At 68.2% G+C, this 25,610-nt stretch carries 24 protein-coding genes; 13 read left to right on the forward strand and 11 right to left on the reverse strand.

Annotation, left to right across the window (positions count from 1 at the left end):
- Positions 1-67 precede the first annotated feature (67 nt).
- The 7 genes from QFZ27_RS19415 to QFZ27_RS19445 all read left to right on the forward strand — a co-directional run bounded on the left by QFZ27_RS19415 (position 68) and on the right by QFZ27_RS19445 (position 5,912).
- A complete protein-coding gene (locus QFZ27_RS19415; RefSeq protein ID WP_429228033.1) occupies positions 68-1,288 on the forward strand; it encodes an ABC transporter substrate-binding protein in 1,221 nt (406 codons plus the stop codon).
- A complete protein-coding gene (locus tag QFZ27_RS19420) occupies positions 1,285-2,226 on the forward strand; it encodes a carbohydrate ABC transporter permease (RefSeq protein ID WP_429228035.1) in 942 nt (313 codons plus the stop codon). The genes QFZ27_RS19415 and QFZ27_RS19420 overlap by 4 nt, the downstream gene beginning before the upstream one ends.
- Positions 2,216-3,067: a carbohydrate ABC transporter permease gene (locus QFZ27_RS19425; protein ID WP_429228037.1), complete on the forward strand. Its 852-nt coding sequence runs from the start codon at positions 2,216-2,218 to the stop codon at positions 3,065-3,067. Before QFZ27_RS19420 ends, QFZ27_RS19425 begins: the two co-directional genes overlap by 11 nt.
- A 97-nt stretch (positions 3,068-3,164) precedes the next feature.
- Positions 3,165-4,724, forward strand: coding sequence for a HEAT repeat domain-containing protein (locus QFZ27_RS19430; RefSeq protein ID WP_429228038.1), 1,560 nt, complete (start codon positions 3,165-3,167; stop codon positions 4,722-4,724).
- Between the two features lie 167 nt (positions 4,725-4,891).
- Positions 4,892-5,227 (forward strand): GntR family transcriptional regulator, encoded by a 336-nt coding sequence (locus QFZ27_RS19435; protein ID WP_429232475.1) that lies wholly within the window; start codon positions 4,892-4,894, stop codon positions 5,225-5,227.
- Positions 5,109-5,567, forward strand: coding sequence for a FadR/GntR family transcriptional regulator (locus QFZ27_RS19440; protein WP_429232476.1), 459 nt, complete (start codon positions 5,109-5,111; stop codon positions 5,565-5,567). The genes QFZ27_RS19435 and QFZ27_RS19440 overlap by 119 nt, the downstream gene beginning before the upstream one ends.
- 15 nt (positions 5,568-5,582) lie before the next feature.
- Positions 5,583-5,912 (forward strand): TfoX/Sxy family protein, encoded by a 330-nt coding sequence (locus QFZ27_RS19445; protein ID WP_429228039.1) that lies wholly within the window; start codon positions 5,583-5,585, stop codon positions 5,910-5,912.
- Here QFZ27_RS19445 and QFZ27_RS19450 read toward each other — a convergent pair whose 3' ends face one another.
- On the reverse strand, positions 5,913-6,122 hold the full coding sequence (locus QFZ27_RS19450) for an AAA family ATPase (protein WP_429228040.1): 210 nt from the start codon (positions 6,120-6,122) through the stop codon (positions 5,913-5,915).
- 12 nt (positions 6,123-6,134) lie between these two features.
- Positions 6,135-7,118, reverse strand: coding sequence for an AraC family transcriptional regulator (locus QFZ27_RS19455; RefSeq protein ID WP_429228041.1), 984 nt, complete (start codon positions 7,116-7,118; stop codon positions 6,135-6,137).
- Positions 7,119-7,233: 115 nt separating this feature from the next.
- Here QFZ27_RS19455 and QFZ27_RS19460 point away from each other — a divergent pair, with 115 nt between their 5' ends.
- The 3 genes from QFZ27_RS19460 (at position 7,234) to QFZ27_RS19470 (ending at position 10,925) form a co-directional block, all read left to right on the forward strand.
- Positions 7,234-7,686 (forward strand): (2Fe-2S)-binding protein, encoded by a 453-nt coding sequence (locus QFZ27_RS19460; protein WP_429228042.1) that lies wholly within the window; start codon positions 7,234-7,236, stop codon positions 7,684-7,686.
- A gap of 3 nt (positions 7,687-7,689) precedes the next feature.
- Positions 7,690-9,903, forward strand: coding sequence for a xanthine dehydrogenase family protein molybdopterin-binding subunit (locus QFZ27_RS19465; RefSeq protein ID WP_429228043.1), 2,214 nt, complete (start codon positions 7,690-7,692; stop codon positions 9,901-9,903).
- 125 nt (positions 9,904-10,028) lie between these two features.
- A complete protein-coding gene (locus QFZ27_RS19470) occupies positions 10,029-10,925 on the forward strand; it encodes an SDR family oxidoreductase (RefSeq protein ID WP_429228044.1) in 897 nt (298 codons plus the stop codon).
- Positions 10,926-10,953: 28 nt separating this feature from the next.
- On the opposite strand, the gene QFZ27_RS19475 is transcribed toward QFZ27_RS19470, so the two are convergent.
- From QFZ27_RS19475 to QFZ27_RS19510, 8 genes are all read right to left on the reverse strand, one after another.
- Positions 10,954-11,697 carry a ribonuclease activity regulator RraA gene (locus QFZ27_RS19475; RefSeq protein ID WP_429228045.1) on the reverse strand — a complete coding sequence of 248 codons (744 nt, stop codon included), beginning with the start codon at positions 11,695-11,697 and terminating at the stop codon, positions 10,954-10,956.
- Positions 11,698-11,843: 146 nt separating this feature from the next.
- Positions 11,844-13,016, reverse strand: coding sequence for a mandelate racemase/muconate lactonizing enzyme family protein (locus QFZ27_RS19480; RefSeq protein ID WP_429228046.1), 1,173 nt, complete (start codon positions 13,014-13,016; stop codon positions 11,844-11,846).
- 52 nt (positions 13,017-13,068) lie between these two features.
- On the reverse strand, positions 13,069-14,160 hold the full coding sequence (locus QFZ27_RS19485) for an ABC transporter ATP-binding protein (protein ID WP_429228048.1): 1,092 nt from the start codon (positions 14,158-14,160) through the stop codon (positions 13,069-13,071).
- A gap of 15 nt (positions 14,161-14,175) precedes the next feature.
- Positions 14,176-15,066: a carbohydrate ABC transporter permease gene (locus tag QFZ27_RS19490; protein ID WP_429228049.1), complete on the reverse strand. Its 891-nt coding sequence runs from the start codon at positions 15,064-15,066 to the stop codon at positions 14,176-14,178.
- Positions 15,063-16,013, reverse strand: coding sequence for a carbohydrate ABC transporter permease (locus QFZ27_RS19495; protein ID WP_429232477.1), 951 nt, complete (start codon positions 16,011-16,013; stop codon positions 15,063-15,065). The genes QFZ27_RS19490 and QFZ27_RS19495 overlap by 4 nt, the downstream gene beginning before the upstream one ends.
- Before the next feature lie 76 nt (positions 16,014-16,089).
- A complete protein-coding gene (locus tag QFZ27_RS19500) occupies positions 16,090-17,595 on the reverse strand; it encodes an ABC transporter substrate-binding protein (RefSeq protein WP_429228051.1) in 1,506 nt (501 codons plus the stop codon).
- 144 nt (positions 17,596-17,739) lie between these two features.
- The gene (locus QFZ27_RS19505) at positions 17,740-18,936 is read right to left on the reverse strand and encodes a mandelate racemase/muconate lactonizing enzyme family protein (RefSeq protein WP_429228052.1); all 1,197 of its coding nucleotides are present in this window, start codon (positions 18,934-18,936) and stop codon (positions 17,740-17,742) included.
- Positions 18,937-19,282: 346 nt separating this feature from the next.
- Entirely contained in the window at positions 19,283-20,320 is a 1,038-nt protein-coding gene (locus tag QFZ27_RS19510; protein ID WP_429228053.1) for a LacI family DNA-binding transcriptional regulator, read from the reverse strand.
- Between the two features lie 150 nt (positions 20,321-20,470).
- Between QFZ27_RS19510 and QFZ27_RS19515 the strand changes: the two genes are divergently transcribed.
- Positions 20,471-21,790, forward strand: coding sequence for a mandelate racemase/muconate lactonizing enzyme family protein (locus tag QFZ27_RS19515; protein ID WP_429228054.1), 1,320 nt, complete (start codon positions 20,471-20,473; stop codon positions 21,788-21,790).
- A gap of 16 nt (positions 21,791-21,806) precedes the next feature.
- Here QFZ27_RS19515 and QFZ27_RS19520 read toward each other — a convergent pair whose 3' ends face one another.
- Positions 21,807-23,090: an ROK family protein gene (locus tag QFZ27_RS19520; RefSeq protein ID WP_429228055.1), complete on the reverse strand. Its 1,284-nt coding sequence runs from the start codon at positions 23,088-23,090 to the stop codon at positions 21,807-21,809.
- A gap of 271 nt (positions 23,091-23,361) precedes the next feature.
- Between QFZ27_RS19520 and QFZ27_RS19525 the strand changes: the two genes are divergently transcribed.
- On the forward strand, positions 23,362-24,144 hold the full coding sequence (locus tag QFZ27_RS19525; RefSeq protein ID WP_429228056.1) for an SDR family NAD(P)-dependent oxidoreductase: 783 nt from the start codon (positions 23,362-23,364) through the stop codon (positions 24,142-24,144).
- Positions 24,145-24,277: 133 nt separating this feature from the next.
- Positions 24,278-25,591: an ABC transporter substrate-binding protein gene (locus tag QFZ27_RS19530; RefSeq protein WP_429228057.1), complete on the forward strand. Its 1,314-nt coding sequence runs from the start codon at positions 24,278-24,280 to the stop codon at positions 25,589-25,591.
- Positions 25,592-25,610 lie beyond the last annotated feature (19 nt).

Here is a 25,610-nt window from a genome sequence, read left to right on the forward strand (position 1 = left end):
TTCGGCCGGCACCATCCATCAAGCGCCCGCCCGGCAGAAGGCGGGCCGCAGCAGGAGGACGAACGCCATGAAGACGCTGACGACCATTCTGACGGTGGCCGCCGCCGCCCTGTCGCTGTCCGCCCTCTCGGCCCGGGCCGAGCCGGTGACTTTGACCTGGCAGATGTGGAGCAGCACCGACGCCGAGACCGCGGCTTGGCAGCACGTCGCCGGGCTGGTCAACGCCCAGTACCCCGACATCAAGGTCGAGCTGCAGACTTCGCCCTGGCGCGACTACTGGACCAAGCTGCCGACCCTGGCCGCGTCGAACACGCTGCCGGACATCGTCAGCATCCAGTCGCTGCGCCTGTCCGGCTTCACCACCCTGTTCGAGCCGCTCGACGAGCATGTGAAGGACGGCTTCGACCTCGGCCAGTTCGACAAATCGATCCTCGATGGCCTCAGCTATGACGGCCATCTCTACGCGCTGCCCTATGATTTCGGGCCCCTGGTCGTCTACTACAACCGCGACCTGTTCGCGAAGTACAAGGTCGAGCCGCCGAAGTCCGGCTGGACCCGGGCGGATTTCCTGGCCGCGGCCAAGGCTCTGAGCCAGGACGGCCATTACGGCTTCGCCGTCACCTCCGGCGACTGGCTGGAATTCGCGCTGTCCGACGGGGCCAGGTACCTGACCGAGGACGGAGCGCTGAACTTCGGCGACGCCGAGTTGCAGGCTGCCTTCCAGTCCTATGTCGACCTGGTGACCAAGGAGAAGGTGGCGCCGGTGATCGCCGCCAGCGGCCAGCCCTCCGGCGACATCGCCCGCGGCCGTTTCCTGGCCGGCAACGTCGCCATGTACGTCACCGGCCCGTGGGAGATGATCAACATCCGCAAATCCTCCAACTTCCCGGTCGGGCTGGCGCCGCTGCCCGCCGGCAAGGCCGGCAGCATCACCTTCACCGCCGGCTCGGGCTTCGGCATCAACAAGGCCGGCCCGCACAAGGACCTGGCGTGGAAGGCAATCCAGGTGCTGACCGGGCCGGAGGCGGAGCAGTACCTGGCGTCGCAGGGCCGTGCCTTCCCGGGCCGGATCGCGCAGCAGGGCTACTGGTACGACGTCGCGGCGCAGGGCGTCGCCAATGCGCGCGAGACCATCGACTTCGCGCTGAAGACCGCCCAGCCCTACCGCACCACCGCCAATTGGAACACGGTGTACGAGCTGCTGGAGCAATATGCGCCGCTGGCCTATGGCGGGTCGCAGAGCGGCGCCGAGGTGCTGAACACCGTGCAGGGCCTGGCCGCAGAATGACGGTGCAGGCCCAGGATCTCGGGGCGCAGGCGGCGGTCGTCCCGCAGGCCCGGCGGCGCCTCCGGGCCTTCCGGGCGGAGGGGCGGGCCGCCTTCTGGTTCCTGCTGCCCAGCCTGCTCGGCTTCCTCGCCTTCCTGCTGTTCCCGCTGGTGGCGTCGCTGGCGCTCAGCTTCACCAACTGGCGGCTGCTGGCCGAGCCGAAGTTCGTCGGGGTCGCCAACTACGTCCGGCTGTTCACCGTCGATCCCAGCTTCGGCCGGGCATTGCTCAACACTTTTTTCTACACGGCCGAATACCTGGTGCTGAACATCGTGCTGGCGGTCGGCATGGCGGTCTGGATCTCCAGCCTGCGCTGGGGCAAGCGCTTCTTCCGGCTGATCTTCTTCCTGCCGACCTTCACCCCGATGATCGGCGCCTCGCTGGTCTGGGTGCTGATCTTCACCCCGGGCGGGCTGATGGACTGGGTCGTGCAGTCGCTCGGCCTGCCGATCCCGAACCTGCTGGTCGATCCCGGCTGGGCGATGCAGGCGATCGTCATCGTCTCGCTGTGGTCGGGCTTCGGCTACAACCTGCTGCTGTTCGGGGCGGCGCTGGAATCGATCCCGCAGACCTATCTCGACGCCGCCCAGATCGACGGCGCCACTGCTTGGCAGAGCTTCTGGCGGATCAAGCTGCCGCTGATCTCGCCAACCCTGTTCTTCGGCACGGTGATGACCGCGATCACCGCGCTGCAGGTGTTCGATCAGGTCTATTCCATGACCCGCGGCGGGCCCGGCGCCGCCACCGCGACGCTCGGATTCTTCATCTACCAGAACGGCTTCACCACCTACCGGATGGGCTACGCGTCCTCGATCGCCTGGGTGATGTTCGTCATCATCATGGCGCTGACGGCGTTCCAGTTCCGGCTGCAGCGGAAATGGGTGCACTATGACGACTAGGCCGAAGCACGCCGGCGCCGTCACCGCCGGCACGCTGGTGTCGCAGGGGGCGATGGCGCTGGTGGCGCTGGCCTTCCTGTTCCCGTTCTTCTGGATGCTGACCAACGCCATCCGGCCGAATGGCGAGGTGCTGGCCGTGCCGCCGCGGCTGCTGCCCAGCGAATGGCAATGGGGCAATTTCCTCGACGCCTGGGTGTACCTGCCGTTCGGCCGCTTCTTCCTGAACAGCGCCATGGTCTCCGCCGCCGTCACCGTGATCGTGCTGACCGTCTCCAGCCTCGCCGCCTATGCCTTCGCCCGGCTGCGCTTCGTCGGCCGCGACACGCTGTTCCTGACCTATCTCTCGACGCTGATGATCCCGCAGGTGGTGCTGGTGATCCCGCTGTTCCTGCTGATCAGCAGGCTGGACTGGGTCAACACCTTCCAGGCGCTGATCCTGCCGGTGGCCTTCGGCTCCTTCGGCACCTTCATGCTGCGCCAGTTCTTCAAGACCATCCCGCGCGAGCTGGAGGAGGCGGCCTTGTGCGACGGCGCCTCGCGGCTGCGCATCCTGGTCAGCATCATCCTGCCGATGTCGCTGCCGGTGCTCGGCCTCCTGGCCCTGTTCACCTTCACGGCGCAGTGGAACAGCTTTCTGTGGCCGCTGATCATCGTGAACGGCACCGAGCACGCCACCATCCCGCTGGGCCTCACCATGTTCCAGACCCAGCAGGGCACGCAGTGGAACTACCTGATGGCCGGTGCCGCGATCTCGATGATCCCGGGCCTGTGCCTGACCATCCTGCTGCAGCGCTACATCTTCAGCGGCATCGCCATGAATTCCGGGTTCGGGGGACGGTAACGTTAAGGAGGATTTAGAGGAGCGGACATATTGCTAAATCCCATTTAGAGTCGCATCATTGGACAAGCCAATCGGAAGAGGCGGGAAGGATACAACCATGGACATGCATGTTCCGGCGCAGGCCGAGGCGCCGCGCCTCCTCACCGATGCGCAGATCCGGCAGTTCCTGGCGAACGGCTATCTGGTGCTGCAGACGGCGCTGCCGAAGTCGTTCCACGACCAGGTCTTCCAGCGCTTCGACGACCTGATCGGCGCCGACCGGCACGAGAACCCGGGCAACAACCTGCTGCCGCTGGTGCCGGAGATCAATGCCGTGTTCGAGGATCCGGTGGTGAAGGGCGCGCTGACCAGCGTGCTGGGGCCAGACTACATCATGCACCCGCACCGGGCCCTGCATAAGAACCCGCCCGGCTCGCCGATCCAGAACTGGCACAAGGACAGCTACTGGGGCTACATGCGCCGGGTGCGGAACCACCGGCCGCGCTGGGTCATGATCATGTACTACCCGCAGGACACGCCGGCCGAGCTGGGGCCGACCGGGGTGGTGCCGGGCAGCCACCTGCTCGCCGCCGGGATCCAGGACCCGGACGCGCTTGAGCGCAACGGCTCCGGCCCCGCCGGCTCGGTGCTGATGATCCACTACGACATCTGGCACCGGAAGATGAAGAACCTGACCGCCGACAAGCGGTTCATGATGAAGTTCGAGTTCATCCGCATGGCGCCGGTCGAAGCTCCGGCCTGGCCGCATGGCGACCCGGCCTGGCGGGCGCCGGAACAGGCACCGTCTTTCGCCATGGAGGCGGCCTGGAAGGCGCATTGGCGCTGGCTGACCGGTGGCACCCAGGCCGGCGGCGCGGCCGATCCCGACGCCCTGCGTGCGGCTTTGGTCGGCACGCCGGCGGACGCTGCCGTTGCGATGTCGACCATCGCCGATCTCGGCCCAGCCGCCTCGGCGCTGGTGCCGGCGCTGCTGCCGCATCTCGACGGCGACGACGAGGCGCTGCAGCTCGACGCCGCCTATGCCCTGGGCGCGATCGGCGAAGCGGCCTTACCGGCGCTGCTGCAGCGGGTCGAGGCCGACACACGCCGCGATCCGGAGGATGGCTCGAACAAGAGCGATTCCGGCCGGCTGACGCCGAAGGACTGCATCGCCCTGTCGTCCATCTACGGCCTGGTCGAGATCGGGGCGCCCGCGGTGCCCGAGCTGTTGCGCCTGCTGCGGACCGGCGCCGGCCGGTCGCGCAAATTCGCCGCCTTCGCCCTCGGCGAGATCGCCGGCACCGGGCCGGAGGTGCGCGACGCTCTGATCGCCGCCGCCGGCGATGCCGACCCGCATCTGCGCATCGCCGCGGTCGAGGCGCTGGGACTGAAATCGGCCGATGACTTGACCGTCGCCGCGCTGGCCCGCGCCCTGGACGATGCCGATGCGGAGGTCCGTTTCGACGCGGTGCTCGGCCTGGCGCGGATGGGGCAGGCGGCGGCCGCCGCGGTGCCGGCGCTCGGCCGGGTGCTGACCGAGGATCCGAACCGCTATGTCCGCGGCTATGCGGTCGAGGCGCTGTCCCGCATCGGGGATGACGCCGCGCACCGGGTGCTGCTACCCTATCTCAAGCTTTCCCGCTGGTGTCCGATGACGACGTCGGCGAGCATTTTCTAACCTGTTTCAACGGCGCGGCATTGGCGGATCGGCGGCTCTCCCCCACCAGCGGACCTTCAGCTCAGGATCCGGCAGCCCAGGATCCGGAGGCGCTGGCCGCGCTGCTGGAGCGCACCCTGTCCGGCGCCTCCGGCCGTTCGCTCGCGGGCGGCGCGGTGCGCCAGACGGTGCAGACGCTGGGCCGCGCCATCGTCGCCGGCCGCTATGCCGCCGACCGGCCGCTGCCGACCGAGACCGAGCTGGCCGCCGAATACGCGGTCGGCCGCAACGCCATGCGCGAGGCGATCAAGGTCCTGGCCGGCAAGGGGCTGATCCGCACGCGCCCGGCGCTACGGCTCCCGCATCCGGCCGCGCGAGGAATGGTCGATCCTCGACCCCGACGTGCTGGCCTGGCATCTGCGCGAGCCGGACGGCATCGGTCGCTTCCTGGTCGAGATCTCCGAGCTGCGCGAGATCGTCGAGCCGCAGGCGGCCGAGCTGGCGGCCCTGCGCGCCACGGATGAGGAGGCGGAGGCGATCGTCACCCTGGCCGCGCGGCTGGCGGTCGAGACCATGCCGCAGGTGCTGGACACCGACGTTGCCTTCCACCTGGCGGTGCTGAACGCCTCGCACAACCGGCTGCTGTCCGGCTTCGCCCGGCCGCTCGACGTGCTGCTGCGGGTGCAGTTCCTGGTCTCGGCCCACGGCATCGCGGCGGAATATGCCTACAGCCCCTCGGCCGACTATCATATGGCGATTGCCGAGGGCATCCGCGGCCGCGACCCGCGAAAGGCGCGGGAGGCGGTGATGGCGATGCTGACCCGCAACCGTGGCATCGCCGAGAAGGTGGCGGCGCCGGACTGAAACGGGGAGGGCGGCATGGCTCGGGATCCGGGGCTGGAGGAGCTGGTGCGGGAGGCGCTGGGCGCCGAGCCCGGCCTGGACGAAAAGCGGATGTTCGGCGGCCTGGCCTGGCTGCTGCACGGCAACCTGCTGTGCGGCGCCCGGCTCGACAGCATGCTGGTCCGCCTCGGCAAGGGCAACGACGGCTGGGCGCTGGAGCAGCCGGGCGTCGCGCCGATGGTCATGCAGGGCCGTCCCATGCCGGGCTGGGTCCGGGCCGGTGCCGCGGCCTATGGCGACGACGCGCTGCGCCGGCGGCTCCTGGATGCCGCGCTCGCCTTCGTCCGCACCCTGCCGCCGAAATAGCTAAGCCGCCAGCGTCGCCAGGACGAACTCGGCTCGCTCGGTCACGCTCGCCTTCGGCAGGACCACGACCTCGTAGCCGAGCGCCGGATAGGCCTCGAGCAGCCGCTCGTACTCGGCCAGGGCAGCGTCGAGGCCGTGGCGCCGCTCCGGATCGGTGCCGTAGATCTCCGGCCAGGGCGGGGTCAGGAACACCCGTCGGTGATCAGGCAACGCTATGGTCGTTCAGCCCTCCCGGGTGAGCGCCATGATGTCGTCCGTGCTCATCGCCATATCGCCCCGTCCCCGCAGATGGGAGACAATCTGGCCGCGGCCATACTGCCTTGGCGAACAACCCATCACCCGCTTGAACGCCGTGCTGAAGGCGCTTTCGGATTCGTAGCCGAGCGACAGGGCGATGGCGGAGACGGGATCGCCGGAGTGGATCAGCCGGTCCGCGGCCAGCAGCATGCGCCAGCGCGTCAGGTATTCCAGCGGGGCCTCGCCGACCGTCTCCTTGAACCGCAAGGCGAAGCTGGACCGCGACATGCCGGACCGCGCCGCCAGCGTCTGAAGCGTCCAGCGCTGCGCCGGGTCGTCGTGCATGGCGGTGATCGCCCCGCCGATCCGCCGGTCCGCCAGGGCGAACAGCCAACCGACACCGGCTTTCGGCCCTTCCGCCAGATGCAGCCGCAGGGCCTGGATCAGCATCGTATAGGCCAGGTGCTGCGCCACCAGGAAGCCGCCCGGCTGCCGCTCGCGCAACTCCTGCCCCATGCGCTCCATGCACCAGCGCAGCGCCGCCCGGTCCGGCTCCGACCGGATATGGACGATCGGCGGCAGCGCGCGCAGCAGCACGCGGGCGTGGCTGCCGTCGAGCACGAAGTGACCGCCGACGACGGAGAAGTCGCCGCCGCCGCCGACCAGGGCGATGCCGCCGCTGCGGGGGCTGGGGAAGATCGTCATGGCGTCGACCGGCGCCAAAGCCAGGTCGCTGGCCAGCCGGAAGGGCTGTCCCCATGGCAGCAGGAAGCAGTCTCCCGTCCGTAGGCGCACCGGGCCGGCGTCGACACCCTCCATCGCCAGCCAGCATTCGCCGGACCCGATGGTGTAGCACTTGATCCCGTCGTGCCGGGGGAAGCGGATCGACCAGTCGCCGCCGGCCTCGAAGCCGCCGAAGCGATAGCTGCGGGGCTTCAGCAGAGACAGCACGTCTGACAGCGGATCCATGGGCTATCCCGGACGATCGCGAAGATAAGGCGGACTTCGCAGCATAGATCGTATTCTCCGGGACTCCTATCGTGCGGTCATTCCGCAGAGGTGATCCCAGACAAGGGCAGTATCGATGACAGCGTTCACGATCAACGGGCGGGCGGTGGATGTCGCCGTCGGGCTCGACACGCCGTTGCTATGGGTGATCCGGGAGCATCTGAAGCTCACCGGCACCAAGTTCGGCTGCGGCATCGCGCAATGCGGCGCCTGCACCGTCCACATCGACGGCGCGCCGGCGCGCTCCTGCATCACTCAGCTTCAGGACGTGGCGGGCAGGGCGGTGACCACGATCGAAGGCCTCTCGCCGGATGCCGGCCATCCGCTGCAGAAGGCCTGGATCGCCGAGCAGGTGCCGCAATGCGGCTATTGCCAGTCCGGTCAGATCATGCAGGCGGCGGCGCTGCTCAAGGATAATCCCAGCCCCAGCCGCGACCAGATCGTCGAGCATATGGACGGCAACATCTGCCGCTGCGGCACCTATGTGCGGATCATCAGCGCGATCCAGCGCGCCGCGCGGGAGGCCTGAGCCATGACGCTGCAGCTTCGTGTCGATGCGCTGTCTCGGCGCAGCTTTCTCGTCACCGTCGGGGGCGTCGGCATCGCCGTCACCTTCGGCGGCTTGTCCGAGGAGGCTTGGGGCGTTCCGGCGGCGGCGTCGGCCGCGGGCGACTATCGCCCGAATGCCTGGGTGGCCATCGCCGGCGACGGCACGGTGACCATCAGGTCGCCCGCCTCGGAGATGGGGCAGGGGATCATGACGACGCTGCCGCTGCTGATCGCCGAGGACATGGATGCCGATTGGGACAGGGTCCGCATCGTCCAGGCTCCGTCCGACGCGGAGACCTATGGCAATCCGGGCTTCTACGGCATTCAGCTCACCGGCGGCAGCGAATCCACGCGGGGCTATTACGAGATGCTGCGCCTGATCGGCGCCCAGACCCGCAAGATCATCCTGGCGAGCGCCGCCGGGATGCTGAACGTCCCGGTGGGCGAGCTGACGACCGAGCCCAGCCGGGTCGTGCACGCGCCATCGGGCCGCTCGCTCGGCTACGGCGAGATCGCAGAGGCCGGGGCGCTGCCCGATCCGCTGCCGCAGGCGACCGTCGCCGATCTGAAGCCTCGCGAGCAATGGCGCTATATCGGCAATCCGAGAATAAGCCGCGTCGACATTGCCTCGAAGGTCGACGGCACCGCGATTTACGGGATCGACGTGCAGCGTCCGGACATGCTGTACGGAGCGGTCCTGCGCGCACCCGTTCAGGGCGAGCGGCCGGAAGCGATCGACGACGCCGCGGCCCAGGGTGTGCCGGGCATCCTGCGCATCGTGCCGCTGCCCTATGGCGTAGGCATCATCGGCAAGACGGTCGAGGCGACCAAGCGGGCCAAGGACCTGCTCGACGTAACCTGGAGCACGTCGTCGCGGGTCCGCCGCTACACCAGCGATCGGCTGCTGGACGAGTATCGCACCGTCGGCCGCGACTTCGCCCAGGCGGTCGTCACCGCTCACGCGGTCGGCGATGCACCGGCCGCGATCTCTGGGGCCGCGACGATCATTGCGGTCGACTACATGAGCGACCACGTCTGCCATGCGACGATGGAGTCGATGAACGCCACGGCGCTCGTGACCGGCGACAGGGTGGAAATCTGGGCACCGACACAGGGGCCGACGGGCACCCAGGGCTTCGCGGCGGAGGTGGCCGGCACCACCCCCGACAAGGTCAAGGTGAACACGACCCTGCTCGGCGGCGGCTTCGGCCGCAAGGCGGAGGCCGACTTCATCGTCGACGCGGTGTCGCTGGCCAAGGCGGTGGAAGGCCGCCCGGTCAAGGTGATCTGGAGCCGTGAAGACGACGTCCGGCACGACAAGTACCGGCCGCTCGCGGCGCAACACCTGCAGGTCGGGCTCGATGCCGGCGGGACCATCGTCGGCTGGCGGCATCGCATCGTCGCGGATTCCATCTTCGCCCGGACCTTGCCCCGGCTGTTCGAGAGCGAAGGCGGCCACGACGACGTCGTGACCGAGGGCGCGCAGTTCAACTACGCCGTCCCGGGGCATCGGATCGAATACATCCGCCAGGACAACGGGCTGGATGTCGGCTTCTGGTTCGCGGTCGGCGTCGGCTACACCAGATTCGCCATCGAATGCGTCGTCGACGAGATCGCGGCGGCCAGGGGCGCCGATCCCCTGGCGCTGCGGCTGGAGCTGCTGAAGGACCAGCCGCGGGCGCGCAGGGTCATCGAGACCGCTGCGCAGATGGCGGAGTGGGATCGCCCCCGCAACGGGCGGGCGCTGGGCCTCGCCTATTCCGACGCGTTCGGCTCGCATTGCGCCCAGATCGCCGAGGTGTCGCTGAACCGGCAGAGCGGCGAGATCCGGGTGCACACGGTATGGTGCGCGGTCGATCCGGGGGTGGCCGTCCAGCCGCGCAACATCGAAGCCATGATGATCGTCGGCATCACCAACGGCGCCAGCCATGCGCTGTTCGAGCAGATTACGATCATCGACGGCGAGGTGCAGGAATCGAACTTCGACACCTATCGGGTGATGCGGATGTCGGAGGCACCCGACATCAAGGTCGCCATACTTCCGACGCCCGAGGCTCCGATCGGCGGCATCGGCCAGGCCGGCCTGCCGCCGATCGGTCCAGCGATCGCCAATGCGGTGGCCCGGCTCACCGGCGGTGTACGGCTCCGGCACTATCCCTTCCTGCCGCAGCGGGTGCTGCAGGCGCTCAACGCCTGATTTGGAATGTGCCCCGGACGATCGCGAAGATAATCCGGATTCTGCAGCATGGATCGTCTTTCCCAACTGCCTATCCTCACGATAGGCCACAAGGCGGCCTCTGGCATCACATCAAGGACAGAGCGATGCGTGTCTTCGTTACCGGCGCCACCGGTTTCGTCGGCTCGGCCGTTGTCGGCGAGCTGATCGGCGCGGGCCATCAGGTGCTCGGCCTGACCCGGTCCGATGCGGGCGCCGAAGCCCTTCTTGCCGCGGGCGCCCAGCCGCATCGAGGCGATCTCGAGGATCTCGACAGCCTGCGCTGCGGCGCCGCCCAGGCGGATGGCGTGATCCATACGGGCTTCAACCACGACTTCTCGAAATTCGCAGAGAACTGCGCGGTCGACCGGCGCGCCATCGAGGCGCTCGGCGCCGTGCTCGCAGGCTCCGACCGGCCGCTGCTGGTCACCTCCGGGGCCGCGGTGGTGGCGGCGGGCCCGGTCGGGACCGAGGAGGATGGGCCGGTTCCCACCTCCGCCGCCTATCCCCGCATGTCCGAGGCGACGGCCGCCGAGCAGGTGGCGCGGGGCGTGCGCGCCGCGGTGGTGCGCCTGCCGGCCTCGGTCCATGGCGACGGCGACCATGGCTTCGTGCCGATCCTGATCAAGCTGGCCCGCGAGAAGGGCGTGTCGGCCATGATCGGCGAGGGCCTCAACCGCTGGCCCGCCGTCCACCGCTCCGACGCCGCCCGTGTCTACCGGTTGGCGCTGGAGCGAGGCTCCGTTGCCGAGACCCGCTATCACGCCATCGCGGAGGAGGGCGTGCCGTTCCGGGACATCGCCGAGGTGATCGGCCGCCGCCTGGGGGTGCCGGTGGCCGGCAAATCGCCCGAAGAGGCGGCGGCGCATTTCGGCTGGTTCGCGATGTTCGCCGGGATGGACGTCCCGACCTCGAGCGAGCGGACCCGGGCTTGGCTGGGCTGGCAGCCGCAGCAGCCCGGGCTGCTCGCCGATATAGACCGGCCGGCCTATTTCGAAGTCTGACCGGATGTGAGGATGGGCAGGGCGGGCGCTACGGCGCCCGGCCCTTGCTCCGCAGCCAGTCCTCGTATTCCGGCCGGGCGGCGTCGCTCAGCGGGTAGTAGCGGCGCAGGTCACCGCCTTCGGACAGGCGCTCGCGCGAGAACTCCTCCCATTCATGGTGGTGAGTGGCCTTCTCGATCACCTCCGGCGCCAGCGCCACCGGGACCACCACGGCGCCGTCATCGTCGGCGACGATGATGTCGCCCGGCATCACCAGCACGCCGCCGCAGGCGATCGGGATGTTGACGCCGAAAGGCATCAGGTCGGTCTGGGTGTGGAAGTTCGGGGTCACGCCGCGCAGCCAGAAGCCGAGGTCGAGCCGCCCCGTGTTGGGATAGTCGCGGATGCAGCCGTCGATCACCACGCCCAGGCCGCCGCGGCCCTTGAAATAGGTCAGCATCATGTCGCCGAACACGCCGCTCTTCATGTCGCCGCGGGCGTCGACGACGACGATGTCGCCCTTCTGCGCGTGATACAGCACGTGCCGGTGGAGCTGCTTCTCCGGCTCGGCGTATTCGTCCTCGCCGTAGAGGTCCTCGCGCTTCGGCATGAACTGCAGCGTCAGCGCCGGGCCGGCGATCGCCTTGCCCTTGGTCCAGGCCACCGGGCCGCCGATATGGGTGTTGCGGATGCCCATATGGGCGAGGGTGCTGCTGGCCGTGGCGGCGCCGATCGCCTGCAGTGCCGCCGACCATTCCGCCGGCGGCCGCTTGATGTCGCTGGTCTCGATCATTCTGGGTCTGCTTTCGTTTTGAAGATCAACGAATTCTGGATCCCCTGTCTGTCATGCCCGGGCTTGACCCGGGCATCCAGAGAGCGTCGATACCCGCTGGATTGCCGGGTCAAGCCCGGCAATGACAGGAGAGGGGAGAGCGACGGCTAAGGCTCGTCGCCGAAATAGCTGGATCCCTTCTGCAGATGCGCCCTGGCGACGTCCTCGTTCAGGGTCAGGCCATGGCCCGGCCGGTCGTTCAAATGGATGAAGCCGTCGACGATCGGCGGGCCGCCATCGACCATGGCGCTCCACCACTCGACGTCATGGGCGTGGAATTCCATCACCAGGAAGTTGTTCATGGCGGCGCAGACATGGGCGCCGGCCACCGTGCCGATCGGGCTCGCCACATTGTGCGGCGCGATCGGGATGTAATAGAGGTCGGCGTGGTCGGCGACCTTCTTGGCCTCGGCCAGCCCGCCCATCTTCGGGATGTCCGGGGCGATGATCCGGGCCGCCTGCTTCTCGATCAGCTCGCGATAGCCATGCTTGCGGTACAGGTTCTCGCCGGTGCAGATCGGCGTCCGGGTCGAATGGGTGACGTGGCGCTGCGCCTCGATGTTCTCGGGCGGCACCGGGTCCTCCAGCCACAGCAGGTCGAAGGGCTCCAGCGCCTGGGCCAGCTTGATGGCGTCGTTCACCCCGAACTTCCAATGCGCGTCCATCGCCACCATGATCTCGGGCCCGACCGCCTCGCGCACGGCGCGGACGACATCGACCATCCAGGCCATCTCGCGCGACCCGATGGTGCGGTTGAACGGCTCGAACCACTGCCGGCGCGGGTTCGGATCGTCGGAGATGTCGATGGTGTGGGGATTGCGGGTGTCGAGATCGAACTTGATGGCGCTGAACCCGTCCGCCACCACCTCGCGCGCCTTGGCGGCATAGGAAGACGGCTCCGGCGTGTCGCCGGCGTGGCAGTCGGCATAGATCCGGATCTTGTCGCGGAAGCGGCCGCCGAAGAAGGTCGAGATCGGGGTCTGCAGCGCCCGGCCCAGCAGGTCCCACAGCGCGATCTCGATGCCGCTGATCGCGGTGACAGTGGCGCCGGCCTGCGAGCCCTCGCCGGACAGGCAGCGGATCAGGATCTCGACGATCTTGCCGATGTTGACCGGGTCCTCGCCGATGATGATCGGCTTGGCCTTGTGCACCAGCTCGGCCACCCCGGCGCCCCAATACGCCTCGCCCAGGCCGGTGATGCCGGCATCGGTCTCCACCTTCACCAGCACCCACGGGAAGTTCCCCGCGATGACGGCGGTGCGCAGATTGGTGATCTTCACGGAATCGTCCTTCCCTTCGAGATCCGACCCGCTTGGCGGGGCCGGTGATTGGTCAGGCGGCCGGCAGCGCGCGTCCGGTCCTGCCGTCGAACAGGTGCAGCTTCTGCTGGTCGAATTCGAGCCAGACCGGCTGGTCGATCCCCAGCTTGACGTCGGGCGTGACGCTGACCACCAGCGGGGCCGACCCCAGATGGACATGGGCGTAGGTGATGTCGCCGGTCGGCTCGACCGTGTAGACCCGGCCGGCAACCGCCCCGGGCACCGCCTCGCGGTGCAGCCGGATGGTGCTGTGCCGCGCACCCAGCACGATCTCGCCATCAGTCGCCGCCAGGGCTTTGCGGGCATTGGCGTCGGACAGCGCAGTGCGCCAGCCGTCCGGGCTCTCGATCTCGGTGCCGTTGTCGGCGACGCGGGCCCGCACCAGGTTCATCGCCGGGCTGCCGACGAAGCCGGCGACGAAGGTGTTGACCGGGTGCTCGAACACCTGCTCCGGCGTGTCGTATTGCTGCAGCACGCCGCCGCTCATCACCGCCATCTTGTCGGCCATGGTGACGGCTTCCATCTGGTCGTGGGTGACGTAGATCACCGTCGCCCGCAGATCCTGGTGGAAGCGCTTCAGCTCGGCCCGCATCTGGGTGCGTAGCTTGGCGTCCAGATTCGACAGCGGCTCGTCCATCAGGAACACGCGCGGGTCGCGCACCAGGGCCCGGCCCAGCGCGACGCGCTGCTGCTGTCCGCCCGACAGCTCGCGCGGCCGCCGCTCCAGCAGATGCTCGATGTCCAAGAGCTTTGCCGCGGCCCGGACCTTGGTCTCGATCTCGGCGTTCGGCAGTTTCCGCATCTTCAGCGGGAAGGCCAGGTTCTTGTAGATCGTCTTGTTCGGGTACAGGGCGTAGTTCTGGAACACCATGGCGATGTCCCGGTCCTTCGGGTCCAGGTCGTTGACCAGCCGGTCGCCGATCTGGATGTCGCCGTCGCTCAGCTCGATCAGCCCGGCGACCAGGTTCAGCGTCGTCGTCTTGCCGCAGCCGGACGGGCCGACCAGGGCCACGAACTCGCCGTCGCCGACCGTCAGCGAGACATGGTCGACGACGGTCAGGTCGCCATACCGCTTGACCACGTCCCGCAGGACCACCTCTGCCATCGGCTCCCCTTCTCGTCAGGACTTGACCGCGCCCTCGGTCAGGGCACGGACGAAGTATTTCTGCAGGACCAGGAACAGCACGACGACCGGCACGCTCATGATGAACGAGGCCGCCATCAGCCCGGGCCAGTTGGTCGCGTATTCGGTGAAGAAGCGTTCCAGCCCGACCGGCAGCGTCAGCTTGCTCTTGTCGTTGATGAAGGTCAGGGCATAGACGTATTCGTTCCACGCCAGAACGAAGGAATAGATCGCGGTGGCGATGATGCCGGGCGTGGACAGCGGCATGACCACGAAGATGAAGGCCTGGAACCGGGTGGCGCCGTCGATCCGTGCCGCCTGCTCCAGTTGCGGCGGGATGTTGTCGTAGAAGCCCTTCAGCAGCCAGATCGACAGCGGCAGGCCGAAGGTCAGGTAGGTCAGGATCAGCGACCAGGCCGTGTTCACCAGCCCCATCCACTTCATCATGATGAACAGCGGCATCAGGAAGACCACGGCCGGGAACATGTTCCGGACCAGCACGGCGTAGAACAGCAGCTTGCGGCCGGGGAAGCGGAAGCGCGAGAAGGCGTAGGCCGCCGGCACCGCGATGACGACGCCCAGCACCGTGGTCGCGGTCGACACCATGACGCTGTTCAGCAGGTAGTGCAGGAACTCCTGCCCGACCTCGTTGGTGGGTGACAGCAGCCGCGTGTACTGCTCCAGCGTCGGCTCGGACGGGATCCATTCGGGCGGATACTGCAGCGCGGCGAACTGGGTCTTCACCGAGGTCAGCAGCATCCAGGCCATCGGCAGCACGGTGAAGATGCCGAGCAGGACCAGGTAGACGATGCGGGCCACGCCCCAGCCGCCGGCCTTGCCACGGCGGCGCTTCGGGGCGGGGCGCCGCTCAAGCGTCACGGCGCTCATTCCGGCCTCCTCTCGCCCTGGGTCAGGGCCCGGACATAGAAGTATCCGAGGCCCATCATCACCACGAACAGGATCACCGAATAGGCCGAGGCGATGCCGAAGCGGATGCGGCCGAAGGCCAGCTGGTAGATCTGGGTGATCCAGATGTCGGACGACCCGGCCGGACCGCCGCCGGTCATGATCCAGGGGATGGTGAAGCCGTTCAGGTTGGTGACCAGCAGCAGCAGCACGGTCACCATCGTCACCCCCTTCAGATGCGGCATGGTGATGTGCCAGAAGCGCTGCCAGATGCCGGCGCCGTCGACCCTGGCGGCGCGGTGCAGCTCGTCCGGCACGGTCTGCAGCCCGGCCAGCAGCATGATCATGGCGAAGGGGAACTCCTTCCAGATATTGACCACGATCAGCGAGGGCAGCGAGGTGTGGACGTTGTCCAGGAAGTTGATCGGCGTCTCGGTGATGCCGAAGGCCACCGACAGCGCGCCGATCACGCCGAAATCGCTGTGATACAGCCAGCGCCAGACATAGGAGGCGGCGACGGCGCTGATCACATAGGGGATCAGGAACAGCCCCCGCAGCATGCCGCGGCCGATGAAGGAGCTGTTCAGCGACAGCGCGGCGCCGAGCCCCAGGATGAAGGCAAAGGCCGTCGAGAACACCGTCCAGATCAGGGTGTTGATGGTGACTTCGCGGAAGCTGTCGCTGCCCAGGATGCGGCTGTAGTTGTCGAGGCCGACAAAGGTCTTGTCGGCCATCGCCAGGCTGGGCGGGGTGTTGAAGAAGGACAGGTAGACCGTGTCGTAGATCGGGTAACCGATCACCAGCAGCATCACCGCGAACGCCGGCAGGATGTAGAGGTAGTCGGCCCGGTGGCGGATGATGCGCCGCATCAGCCCCGGGCGGCGGGGCGCCACCCGCGTTCTTGGCGCATCCTCCTGCGCGGCAGCCATGGTCACGCCCGATTTCTCCTTCGCGGGGGGAAAGGGCCGGCCGGCGCCTCAGGCACCGGCCGGTGCGGGACGGGGCCTAGAGGCCCGACAGCAGGTCCTTGATCTTGCTGGCGGCGTCGTCGGCCGCCTCGGCCACGGTCATCTTCCCGGTCAGCGCGTTCTGCATCATGTCCGGGACGATGATGTTCATGATCTCCGCCGATTCCGGGATCACCGGGAACGGGATCCCGCTCGGCAGCATCGAGGTGGTGACGTTCAGGAACTTGATCTCGTCCAGCCGCTGCTTCATCCACTTGGTGCGGAAGCCGCGGGTGTTGCCGGGGTTGGAGCCGACCCAGGCCACCTTGGTCGACCATTCCGGCCCGGTGGCGAAGGCGATGAACGCACGGGCGGCGTCCTTGTCCAGCCCGCCATCGACCACATCCGGATTGAAGATGTGGGCGTTGGACCCGCCGAACACCACGGCGCGCCGTGCCGGCCCCTTCGGGATCAGCCCGTAGCGCATGTTCGCCACCACCGCGTCGGCCACCGCCTTGTCGGCGCCGGTCGCCTTCTTGGCGCGGTCCAGCATGGTGGCGTATTCCAGCGGGTGGCTGATCATCATCGCCAGCTGGCCGGAGATGAAGGGGTCCTGGTTCTCGGTCTGCGTGTTGGTCAGGGCCGAGGTCGGCACCGACTTGTCCCGGACATACATGTCGTAGGACGCCTGCAGCGCGGCCTTCGAGCCGTCATTGTTGATGTAGATGTTCTGGTAGGTCGGGCTCGCCTCGGCCTCGTCCAGCGCGCCGCCGCCATAGGCCCAGCATTGCGGCATGTAGCGGAACGGCGTGTTGCCGGCATTCGGCCGGGCCACCAGGCCGTAGCCGTTCTTGCCGGTCTTGTCCTTGATCTGCTTGGAATAGGCGACCAGGTCGTCCCAGGTCGCCGGCGGGCTCTCGGGGTCGAGGCCGGCCTCCTTGAAGATCGCGGCGTTCCAGATCAGCGCCATGGTCTCGTTGTTGGTCGGCACCCCGTAGGTCTTGTCCTTCCAGGTCACCGACTTCATCGCGCCGGGCCAGAAATCGGCGGTGCGATGGCCGACCAGCTCCGGCGACAGCTCGCTCAGCTGGCCCTTGGCGGCGAATTCCACGCCCCACAGGATCGGCAGCTTCGCCGCCATCGGCGCGGCGTTGCCGAGCGCCGCGGCGCGCAGCTTGTTCAGCATCTGGTTGTAGTCGAGGTTCTGCTTCTCGACCGTGATGTTGGGGTAGGTCTTGGCGAAGGCCTCCCAGAACTGGGCATCGATCTCGTGGTCGATCCGGGGCGACGCCTCGTTCGGTCCCACCCACCAGTAGGTCAGCCGGCCCTTGTAGTCGAGCGGCACCACCTTGGCGCATTCCGCCGCGGTGTCGACCTCGATCGTGCCGGCGATGCTGTTGATGTAGTCCGGCGTCCAGTTGGCGATGTCGATGCCCGTGTCCTGCGCCAGGGCGCGGAGCGGGCCGAGCCCGGCGGCCAGCGCCCCGGCCCCGGCGGCATAGCCGAGGAAGCGCCTGCGGTCGACGGCATGGGTAAAGAGGTCACCTGCATGAGGCTTGGTCATGAGCGGTCCTCCCAATGGCCTCGCTTGTCGTCTGCGAGTTCCGGGTCAGCCTAGGCTTCGGGGGTAAAACGCGTCAAGGATCTCTGCGCAATTAGTTGCGGTATTTGTTATGTTGTTAGTCAGGGGAATTCCTCGACCGGCCGTTCAGTCGAAGAATTCCCTGTCTTCGTCGGCCAGGTGCTGCCGGGCTCGCTCGGGGTTGATCTCGACGCCCATGCCGGGCCGGTCCCAGACCTCGATCAGCCCGTTGCGGACGATCGGATTGGGCAGGCCGTCGACGATGTCGTACCACCAGGCCGGGTTGCCGCTGGGGTATTCGAAGGCGATGAAGTTGTTCGGCAGCGTGGCCGAGACCTGGACCAGCGCGGCCAGGCCCAGCAGGCCGTTGCCGGTGCCGTGCGGCGCCATCAGGATGCCGTGCAGGTTGGCGTATTCGGCGATCCATTTCAGCTCGGCGATGCCACCGACGTCGCAGGGGTCGGGGCCGACCACATTTACCGCGTGGCCCTCGATCAGCGCCTTGAAGTTCTGGCGCAGATAGATCTGCTCGCCGGTGTGGATCGGGGTCGAGGTGGCGCGGGTGACCTCGCGATACACGTCGGCGTTGACATAGGGCACATAGTCGCCGGTGAGCAGGTCCTCGAGCCACAGCAGGTTGTAGGGCTCGACCGCGCGGGCGAAGCGGATCGCGTCCGGTACGGTCCAGCCCGGCCCGCAGTCCAGCGCCAGCGCGACCTTGTCGCCCAGCACCTCCTTCATCGCCGCGACGCAGTCGATCATGTGCTTCAGCCCGCGCTCGGTGATCAGCCCCGAATCCATCGCGCCGTGGAACACGCTCTGCCCCGGGTTGCCGTAATAGAAGTCGGGGATCTCCCGCTTCATCGGGCTGTGGAAGCCGATGCCCTGCTTGATCATGGTGAAGCCCTCGGGCAGGGCCATCTGCCGCTTGGCATCCGCGGCGTAGTGCTCCGGCGAGTAGCCGCCCATCGGCACGCGCAGCGAGCCGTTATAGACCCGCACATGGTCGCGCACCTTGCCGCCCAGCAGCTTGTGCACCGGCAGCCCCGCTGCCTTGCCGGCGACGTCCCACAGCGCCATCTCGATGGCGCTGACCGCGGCCCCCCAGGGTTTGAAGGCGCCGCGCTGGCGGATCCGCGTCATGGTCCGCTCGACCAGCGTCGGGTCCTCGCCGATCAGGGCGTCGCGGAAATGCAGGATGTGCGGCTTCAGGTACGGCTTGTAGGACTCGACCTCGCCATAGCCGCTGAGGCCCTGGTCGGTGACGATGCGCACGATCGGGTTTTTGCCGATCACGGCGCATTTCAGATCGGTGATCTTCATGGTCCTGGGCGCCCCGCTCGGTGGGGGACGGGCGTTGCCGCCCACCCGGTTGCTTCCTCTCCGCTGCCCTTTTATGTCCGATCTAGGCAGTCGATGACCGAGCCTAACACAGGCAAGACTCTTTGCAACTTGTTAGGTACGAGAAAGATCAGGAGCTGGTTTTGACGTTGCCTCTCCCGCTTGCGGGGAGAGGTCGGAGACGCGAAGCGGCTCCGGGTGAGGGCTCTTTGTCGAGGCCCGGGCCGGCCCTCACCCGGTCGTCCTGCGGACGCCCGGCCTCTCCCGCCAGGCGGGAGAGGCAATAGGAGCGGACCTTATGGGCCTAAGCAATCGCCTGGGCTGCGCCCTATTTCGCCGCCTTCGCCCGCTTCAGCACCGGCGCCAGCCAGGCCGTCGGCGAGGCAGGGCCGGTGGAGCCGCGGGTGACAATCTCGGCCACCAGCGCCAGGCGCACCGGCGGACGGGCCGCGGCTTCGGCGTCGCCCAGCCGGTCGGCGATGCAGCGCACCATGGCAGCGCCGATCTCGACCTGCGGCGTCCGCACCGTGGTCAGCCGCGGCGACACCTGCGACGCGGCCGCAAAATCGTTGAACCCGACCACCGAGATGTCCTCCGGCACCCGGATGCCCAGGCGCAGCAGGTCCGAGACCACGTTCACGGCGATGCCGTCATGGGCGCAGAACAGCGCCGTCGGCACCCCGCCGCGCCGCAGATGGGCCAGGAAGACGTCGCGGAAGCCCTCCGCCTCATCGAAGACGATGTCCTCGGCCGTGGCGTCCGGCGCCTCCAGCATGCCGTCGCGGAAGCCGCGGTAGCGCTCGGCCCGGCCGAGCGGCAGCGTGCTGCCATGGACGAAGGCCGTGGCCCGGTGGCCAAGGCCCAGCAGCAGCCGGGCCACGCCGACCCCCGCCTCCCAGTCGGCGCCGACCACCTGGTCGATCCGCTCCATCGCGCCGACATAGGTGGCGCAGACCACCGGCAGGCCGGTGCGCGCGGCCAAAGCGGAGATCTCCTGCGGCCGGGGCACCGCCAGGATCAGCCCGGCCACGGCGCTGTCCAGCGGGGCGCCCTCGGCGAGGTGCCGGGCCTGGCGCGGCACGATCGAGAAGCCCAGCCGCTCGCCCTCGCGCTCGGCGCCGTGCAGCATGTTCAGCCACAGCTCGCTGGAGACCGGGTCGATCTCCTGGCGGATGAACAGGATCTGGCCGTTGGCGGCCGGCAGCTCCTGGCTGCGGCGATAGCCCAGGCTGTGGGCGGCGCGCAGCACCCGGTTGCGGGTGGCCTCGCCGACGCCGGACTTGCCGGACAGGGCGCGGGAGACGGAGAACTTCGAGATCCCGAGCCGGTCGGCGATGTCCTGGATGGTGACGCGGCCTGAGCTCATGCCGGGTTGCGCTCCTGTTTGGGCCGCACCTTCTGCCGCAGCGCTGGTTCCGCCGTCAACATCGTCACATGCCACCGCATCGGCTTGCGCAACTTGTTTGGTGATGATAGCAAATTACCTAACGAACAGCAAACTGCAGGGGCGGAGACCATGACCACAGGACGTCTGGATGACGCTGCCATGGGCAGGGTCGAGAACGCCGTGTCGACCCATTCCCGGCCGAGCGAGCTCAGAATCACCGATCTGCGGGTCGCGGTGGTGGTCGGCAGCGGCTATCACCCGATCATCCGCATCGACACCAACCAGGGCATCAGCGGCCTCGGCGAGGTGCGCGACGGCGGCCATGCAGAATACGCGCTGCAGTTCAAGCACATGCTGCTGGGCCAGAATCCCTGCAATGTCGACATGATCTTCTCGGCCCTGCGCCGCTACGGCAACTGGGGGCGGGAAGGGGGCGGCGTCTCCGGCGTCGAGATCGCGCTGTGGGACCTGGTCGGCAAGGCCTATGGCGTGCCGTGCCACCAGTTCCTCGGCGGCAAGCACCGCGACCGGGTGCGGATCTACGGCGACACGCCGGCCCCGGCCCAGCCGACGCCGGAGGGCTATGTCGAAGCGGTGCTGCGGCGCAAGGCGCTGGGCCTGACCTTCATCAAGTTCGACCTGCCGCCGCGCTTCTTCAACGCGGTCGACGGCGCCCTGGTCGGCCAGGCCACCCGGCACGAATACGACCTGGCCAAGGCCTGGCGCGCGCCGGGCGCCGGGCGGGGCATCAAGCTCAGCCAGAAGGGCATCGCCGCCGCGGTCGACGTGGTCCGCGCCGTGCGCGAGGCGGTGGGCCCTGAGATCTCGCTGTGCATCGACCATTTCGGCGAAGGCTTCGTCACCGCCGACGAGGCGATCCGCCTGGGCCAGGCGCTGGAGCCGTTCGACCTCGCCTGGGTCGAGGACCCGCTGCCCTGGCACGATTTCGCCGGGCACAGGAAGGTGGCCGACGCGCTCTTGACCCCGGTCGCGGCGGGCGAGGAACTGTATCTCTGGGACGGGTTCCGTGAGCCGATCGAGACCCGCGCCTTCGACATCCTGCACCCCGACCTGCTGACCTCGGGCGGCATGCTGGAGACCAAGCGCATCGCCGATTACGGCGAGCGCTTCGGCCTGGCGACCGCGCTGCACGCCTGCTGCACGCCTATAGGCCTGATGGCCAACGTCCATTGCGGCGCCGCGATCTCCGGCCTGGTGGCGGTCGAGCACCACGGGCTGGACCTGCCGAACTGGGGCGAGCTGGTGACCGGCATCGACCCCGACTACCTCGAGGGCGGCTACGTCACCGTGCCCGACTCGCCTGGCCTCGGCATCGAGCTGAACGAGGAGGCGGTGGCGGCGCAGTTGCGCCATCCCGGCGCCCTGTTCCAGCCGACCGAGGAGTGGAACCGGATCCGCATCGGCTTCGAGCGCCGGTCGCGGGGTTGACGCGGCAGTTGCCTCGCTACAGTTGGAACTGCAGCCGGCGCGACAGCACGATGCCAGCCGCCCCGCGCAGCGTGGCGAAGCCTCGCTGGTCGGTCAGCAGCACGTGCGGGTCGCTGCCCGGGCGCGGCGGCACCAGGCGGCCGACATGCGCCTCGATCGCCGCCCGTAGCCGCTCGCCGGCCTCGACCACCTCGCCATGCAGCACGAAGTGGTTAGGCGCCAGCGTCTGCTGCAGGTTGGCGATGCCGACCGCGATGTTGCGGGCATAGAGGTCCAGGAGCCGCCCGGCCGCGTCGGAGCCGGCATCGGCCTGACCGGCCAGCAGGGCAGGGGTCATCGCCTCGGCCCCGGGCAGGCCGGCGGCCTGCGCCTGGCGCCGCAGCCAGCCGATCGTCGCGATCGTCTCCCAGCAGCCGCGGCGGCCGCAGGCGCAGATCTCGCCGTCGAGCTGGACGAAGGTGTGGCCCAGCTCGCCGCCGGCGCCGGCAGGCCCGCTCTGAAGATGCCCCTCCAGCTGCAGGGCGCCGCCGATCACGTCCGACAGGTACAGCACCGCGAAGGTGCGCAGGCTGCGGCCGATGCCGAACCAGCGGTCGGCCAGCAGCAGCGCCCGCGGATGGTGGTCGAGATAGACCGGCAGGCCGGTCCGCTCCTCCAGCGCCGCGCCGAGGCCGAGGCCGGACAGGACCGGCGCCAGGTTGACCTTGACGATGACGCCGCGGTCCGTGTCGATCATGCCGGTGGCGCCGACGCCGATGCCCAGCGGCGGCTGCCGGGCGGCCGACAGGGTGCGCGACAGGCTCTCGGCGATGGCCGCGACCGCTTGGCCGGGGTCGCCGCCATCCGTGGGGAACTCGGCGCGCTCCAGCGCCGTGATCTCGCCGGTCCAGGACACCAACGCGGTGCGGACCGAGCCGTGGCTCAGCGCCACCGCTCCGATCTGCGGCGCATCGCGCGAGAACTGCAGCGGCCGGGCCGGCTTGCCGCCGGCACCGCCCGACGAGGCGGGCTCGCCTTCGACCAGGATGCCGTCATCAATCAGCGGCTGGACGATGCCGGTGATGGTGGCGCGGTTGACGCCGATATGGCGGGCCAGGTCGGCGCGGCTGGTCGGGCCGAGATCGAACAGGGATTGCAGCAGGCGGCCCCGGTTGACGTCGCCCATCTTGGCCGGGGACAGCAGGGAATGCGGCCGCGGCTTCACCGCCTCGGCGGCCAGGGATGCCTCGGCGGTGCTGTCTCCATCCCGGCCCCGCGCGGCGGGCCCCGTCACCCGGCCTGACATCTTTCCAGTCGACATATCCCATCTTCCCAAGATGCAGGGTCCGGCCTCCCGACACATCCTAATGGCGGCGGCGCGTGATGCGGAGCGCCCGCCCATCCGAGCCCATGCTCGGGCATACTAACCGCGTTGACGGCAAGTTTGTTAGGAATTATAACAAACGTGCGGAATGGTCAGTTCGAAACCGTCTTCTCCAGAGCACCGCTCGTCAGCGGCCTTGTGGCCGGCACCGCGAAATAACGCCGTACCCGGTTCCCGACATCAACACCCTTCGACATCGGAGACCCAGATGGGACTGCAGGATTGGTTCGGCCTCGACGGCAAGCGAGCGCTGGTCACCGGCGCAAGCCGCGGCCTCGGCCGCGAGATGGCGCTGGCGCTGGCCGCGGCCGGTGCCGACATCATCATCACCGGCCGCACGCAGGAGACGCTCGACCAGACCGCCGCCGACATCCGCGCCATCGGCCGCCAGGCCTGGACGGTCAAGACCGACATGGCCGTGCCGGAGGAGTGCGAGACGGCCTGCGGGACGATCCTCGCCGAGCTCGGCCCGATCGACATCCTGATCAACAATGTCGGCAACCGCGACCTCAACGTGCCGATCGAGGAGGAGACGCTGCAGGACTGGCGGTCGCTGATGGACCTCAACCTGACCAGCTGCTTCGTCGCCACCAAGCTGGTCGGCGGCGCCATGCTGAAGCGCGTCCAGGGCGGGCGGATCATCAACATCGCCTCGATCAGCGCCCTGATCGCCAATCGTGGCATCGGCGGCCGCCACTACGAGACCAGCAAGGCGGCGGTGCTGCACTTCACGCGCTGCGCAGCGGCCGACTGGGCGCCGCACGGCATCACCGTCAACGCCATCTGCCCCGGCCTGTTCATGACCGATGCGAACCGGCACTGGAACGAGACGCGGCCCGACGTCATCGAGACCTTCGTCCGGCAGGTGCCGATGGGCCGGCCCGGCAACCCGCCCGAGATCGGGCCGCTCGCGGTCTATCTGGCCAGCCCCGCCGCGGCCTATGTCACCGGCGCCGCCTATGTGATCGACGGCGGCTACACGCTGTGGTGAGCGTCCGGGGCCGCGCGCGTCTCCCACATTGACGACTAGTTTGTTTGGATCTATAACAAACATACCAATGAAGCGAGCCCGTACCGGCGGCCTGCCGGATGGAAGCAAGCCCGAAAAATCACAGGAGAGGCGAATGGATAAGGATCTGTTGGGTCGTTATCTGATGTCCCGCCGTCGTCTGCTGCAGGGCGCCGCCCTGGGGTCGGGCGCCGCCTTGACGGGGCTCGGCGGCCGATTGGCCCGCGCTGCCCCGTCCACGCCCTTGAGCTTCATCGGCTGGCAGTTCCAGCCGCAGATCGTCGAAGAGAACGTCAACACCTTCAAGAAGCTGTATGACGAGAACGTCAATTACGAGCTGGTGACCGGCGACTATCACCCCGTGGTCGAGACCAAGCTGACCGGCGGCCAGCGCATCGACATGCTGTATGCCGAGGAGGACCACATCGCCCGCTGGTGCACGGCGGAGTGGACCCGCGACCTCGAGGGGCTGGACGGCGTCGACGAGATGAAGGCCGGCATGTTCCCGGTCAGCGTCAAGTCGATGTCGCTGCCGAACGGCAAGCTGGCGGGGTTGCCCTATTACGCCGGGCACAACGCCTTCATCTACAATGAGGAGCATCTGCAGAAGGCCGGCCTCCAGGTGCCGGACAGCTGGGATTCGCTGCTCGACGCCTGCCGCAAGCTGAAGAAGGATGGCGTCTCGGACGCGCCCTACAACAGCGCCTGGGGGCAGAAATGGCCGGAGCTGTCCTGGAGCATCTTCGCCTGCTGGTACGCGGAAGGCGCGCCGGTCTTCGATGAGAAGGGCGACTTCGTCGACGACGCCGCGCTGCGCAAGGTGCTGGAGACGCACCAGGCCCTGTACAAGGAGCAGCTCGTGGCGGCCGACATCATGACGCTGCCGAATGAGGGCGTGCCCAGCTACGCCACCGGCCGCCACACCTTCATGGTGCTGCACGACTACGACCAGAAGGTCGCCAATGATCCCAAGCTCTCGAAGGCCGCCGGCAAGGTCAAGAACGCCCTGATGCCGGGCAAGACCAAGTCGACCTTCGCCTGGACCGCCGTCTACATGATGGGGGCGCAGCCGACCGACATCGACCGCACCTGGAACCTGCTGCGCTTCTTCGGCGGCAAGTCCAAGGACGGCCAGTACCATGTGATCAAGCGCTGGGCGCTCGATTTCGGCCTGGGCTCCGCCTACAAGGAGGTGATGGCCGATCCGGAAGTCGTCGCCAGCTTCGGCAAGTGGCGCGACCTCGCCGTCACCAACAAGCAGCTCGAGCTCGCCACCTCCCGCGACATCGCCAAGCAGATCTGGTTCCCGGAATGGGACCTGTTCATGATGCAGCGGGTGCAGGAATACATCCGCAGCAGCATGTCGACCGACCAGATCGTCGACGAGCTCGGCAAGAAGGTGGCCGAGCTGAAGCAGCAGTACCAGTAGCCAGCAGGAACGGCGGTCG

Origin of the sequence: Inquilinus ginsengisoli (assembly GCF_050434925.1) — a bacterium.
Classification (GTDB): Bacteria; Pseudomonadota; Alphaproteobacteria; order DSM-16000; family Inquilinaceae; genus Inquilinus; species Inquilinus ginsengisoli_B.

Coding starts and splice junctions, on each gene's coding strand:
- QFZ27_RS19415 (WP_429228033.1), top strand. CDS start 68: ATGAAGACGCTGACGACCATTCTGACGGTGGCCGCCGCCGCCCTGTCG.
- QFZ27_RS19420 (WP_429228035.1), top strand. CDS start 1,285: ATGACGGTGCAGGCCCAGGATCTCGGGGCGCAGGCGGCGGTCGTCCCG.
- QFZ27_RS19425 (WP_429228037.1), top strand. CDS start 2,216: ATGACGACTAGGCCGAAGCACGCCGGCGCCGTCACCGCCGGCACGCTG.
- QFZ27_RS19430 (WP_429228038.1), top strand. CDS start 3,165: ATGGACATGCATGTTCCGGCGCAGGCCGAGGCGCCGCGCCTCCTCACC.
- QFZ27_RS19445 (WP_429228039.1), top strand. CDS start 5,583: ATGGCTCGGGATCCGGGGCTGGAGGAGCTGGTGCGGGAGGCGCTGGGC.
- QFZ27_RS19455 (WP_429228041.1), bottom strand. CDS start 7,118: ATGGATCCGCTGTCAGACGTGCTGTCTCTGCTGAAGCCCCGCAGCTAT.
- QFZ27_RS19460 (WP_429228042.1), top strand. CDS start 7,234: ATGACAGCGTTCACGATCAACGGGCGGGCGGTGGATGTCGCCGTCGGG.
- QFZ27_RS19465 (WP_429228043.1), top strand. CDS start 7,690: ATGACGCTGCAGCTTCGTGTCGATGCGCTGTCTCGGCGCAGCTTTCTC.
- QFZ27_RS19470 (WP_429228044.1), top strand. CDS start 10,029: ATGCGTGTCTTCGTTACCGGCGCCACCGGTTTCGTCGGCTCGGCCGTT.
- QFZ27_RS19475 (WP_429228045.1), bottom strand. CDS start 11,697: ATGATCGAGACCAGCGACATCAAGCGGCCGCCGGCGGAATGGTCGGCG.
- QFZ27_RS19485 (WP_429228048.1), bottom strand. CDS start 14,160: ATGGCAGAGGTGGTCCTGCGGGACGTGGTCAAGCGGTATGGCGACCTG.
- QFZ27_RS19490 (WP_429228049.1), bottom strand. CDS start 15,066: ATGAGCGCCGTGACGCTTGAGCGGCGCCCCGCCCCGAAGCGCCGCCGT.
- QFZ27_RS19495 (WP_429232477.1), bottom strand. CDS start 16,013: ATGGCTGCCGCGCAGGAGGATGCGCCAAGAACGCGGGTGGCGCCCCGC.
- QFZ27_RS19500 (WP_429228051.1), bottom strand. CDS start 17,595: ATGACCAAGCCTCATGCAGGTGACCTCTTTACCCATGCCGTCGACCGC.
- QFZ27_RS19505 (WP_429228052.1), bottom strand. CDS start 18,936: ATGAAGATCACCGATCTGAAATGCGCCGTGATCGGCAAAAACCCGATC.
- QFZ27_RS19510 (WP_429228053.1), bottom strand. CDS start 20,320: ATGAGCTCAGGCCGCGTCACCATCCAGGACATCGCCGACCGGCTCGGG.
- QFZ27_RS19515 (WP_429228054.1), top strand. CDS start 20,471: ATGACCACAGGACGTCTGGATGACGCTGCCATGGGCAGGGTCGAGAAC.
- QFZ27_RS19520 (WP_429228055.1), bottom strand. CDS start 23,090: ATGTCGACTGGAAAGATGTCAGGCCGGGTGACGGGGCCCGCCGCGCGG.
- QFZ27_RS19525 (WP_429228056.1), top strand. CDS start 23,362: ATGGGACTGCAGGATTGGTTCGGCCTCGACGGCAAGCGAGCGCTGGTC.
- QFZ27_RS19530 (WP_429228057.1), top strand. CDS start 24,278: ATGGATAAGGATCTGTTGGGTCGTTATCTGATGTCCCGCCGTCGTCTG.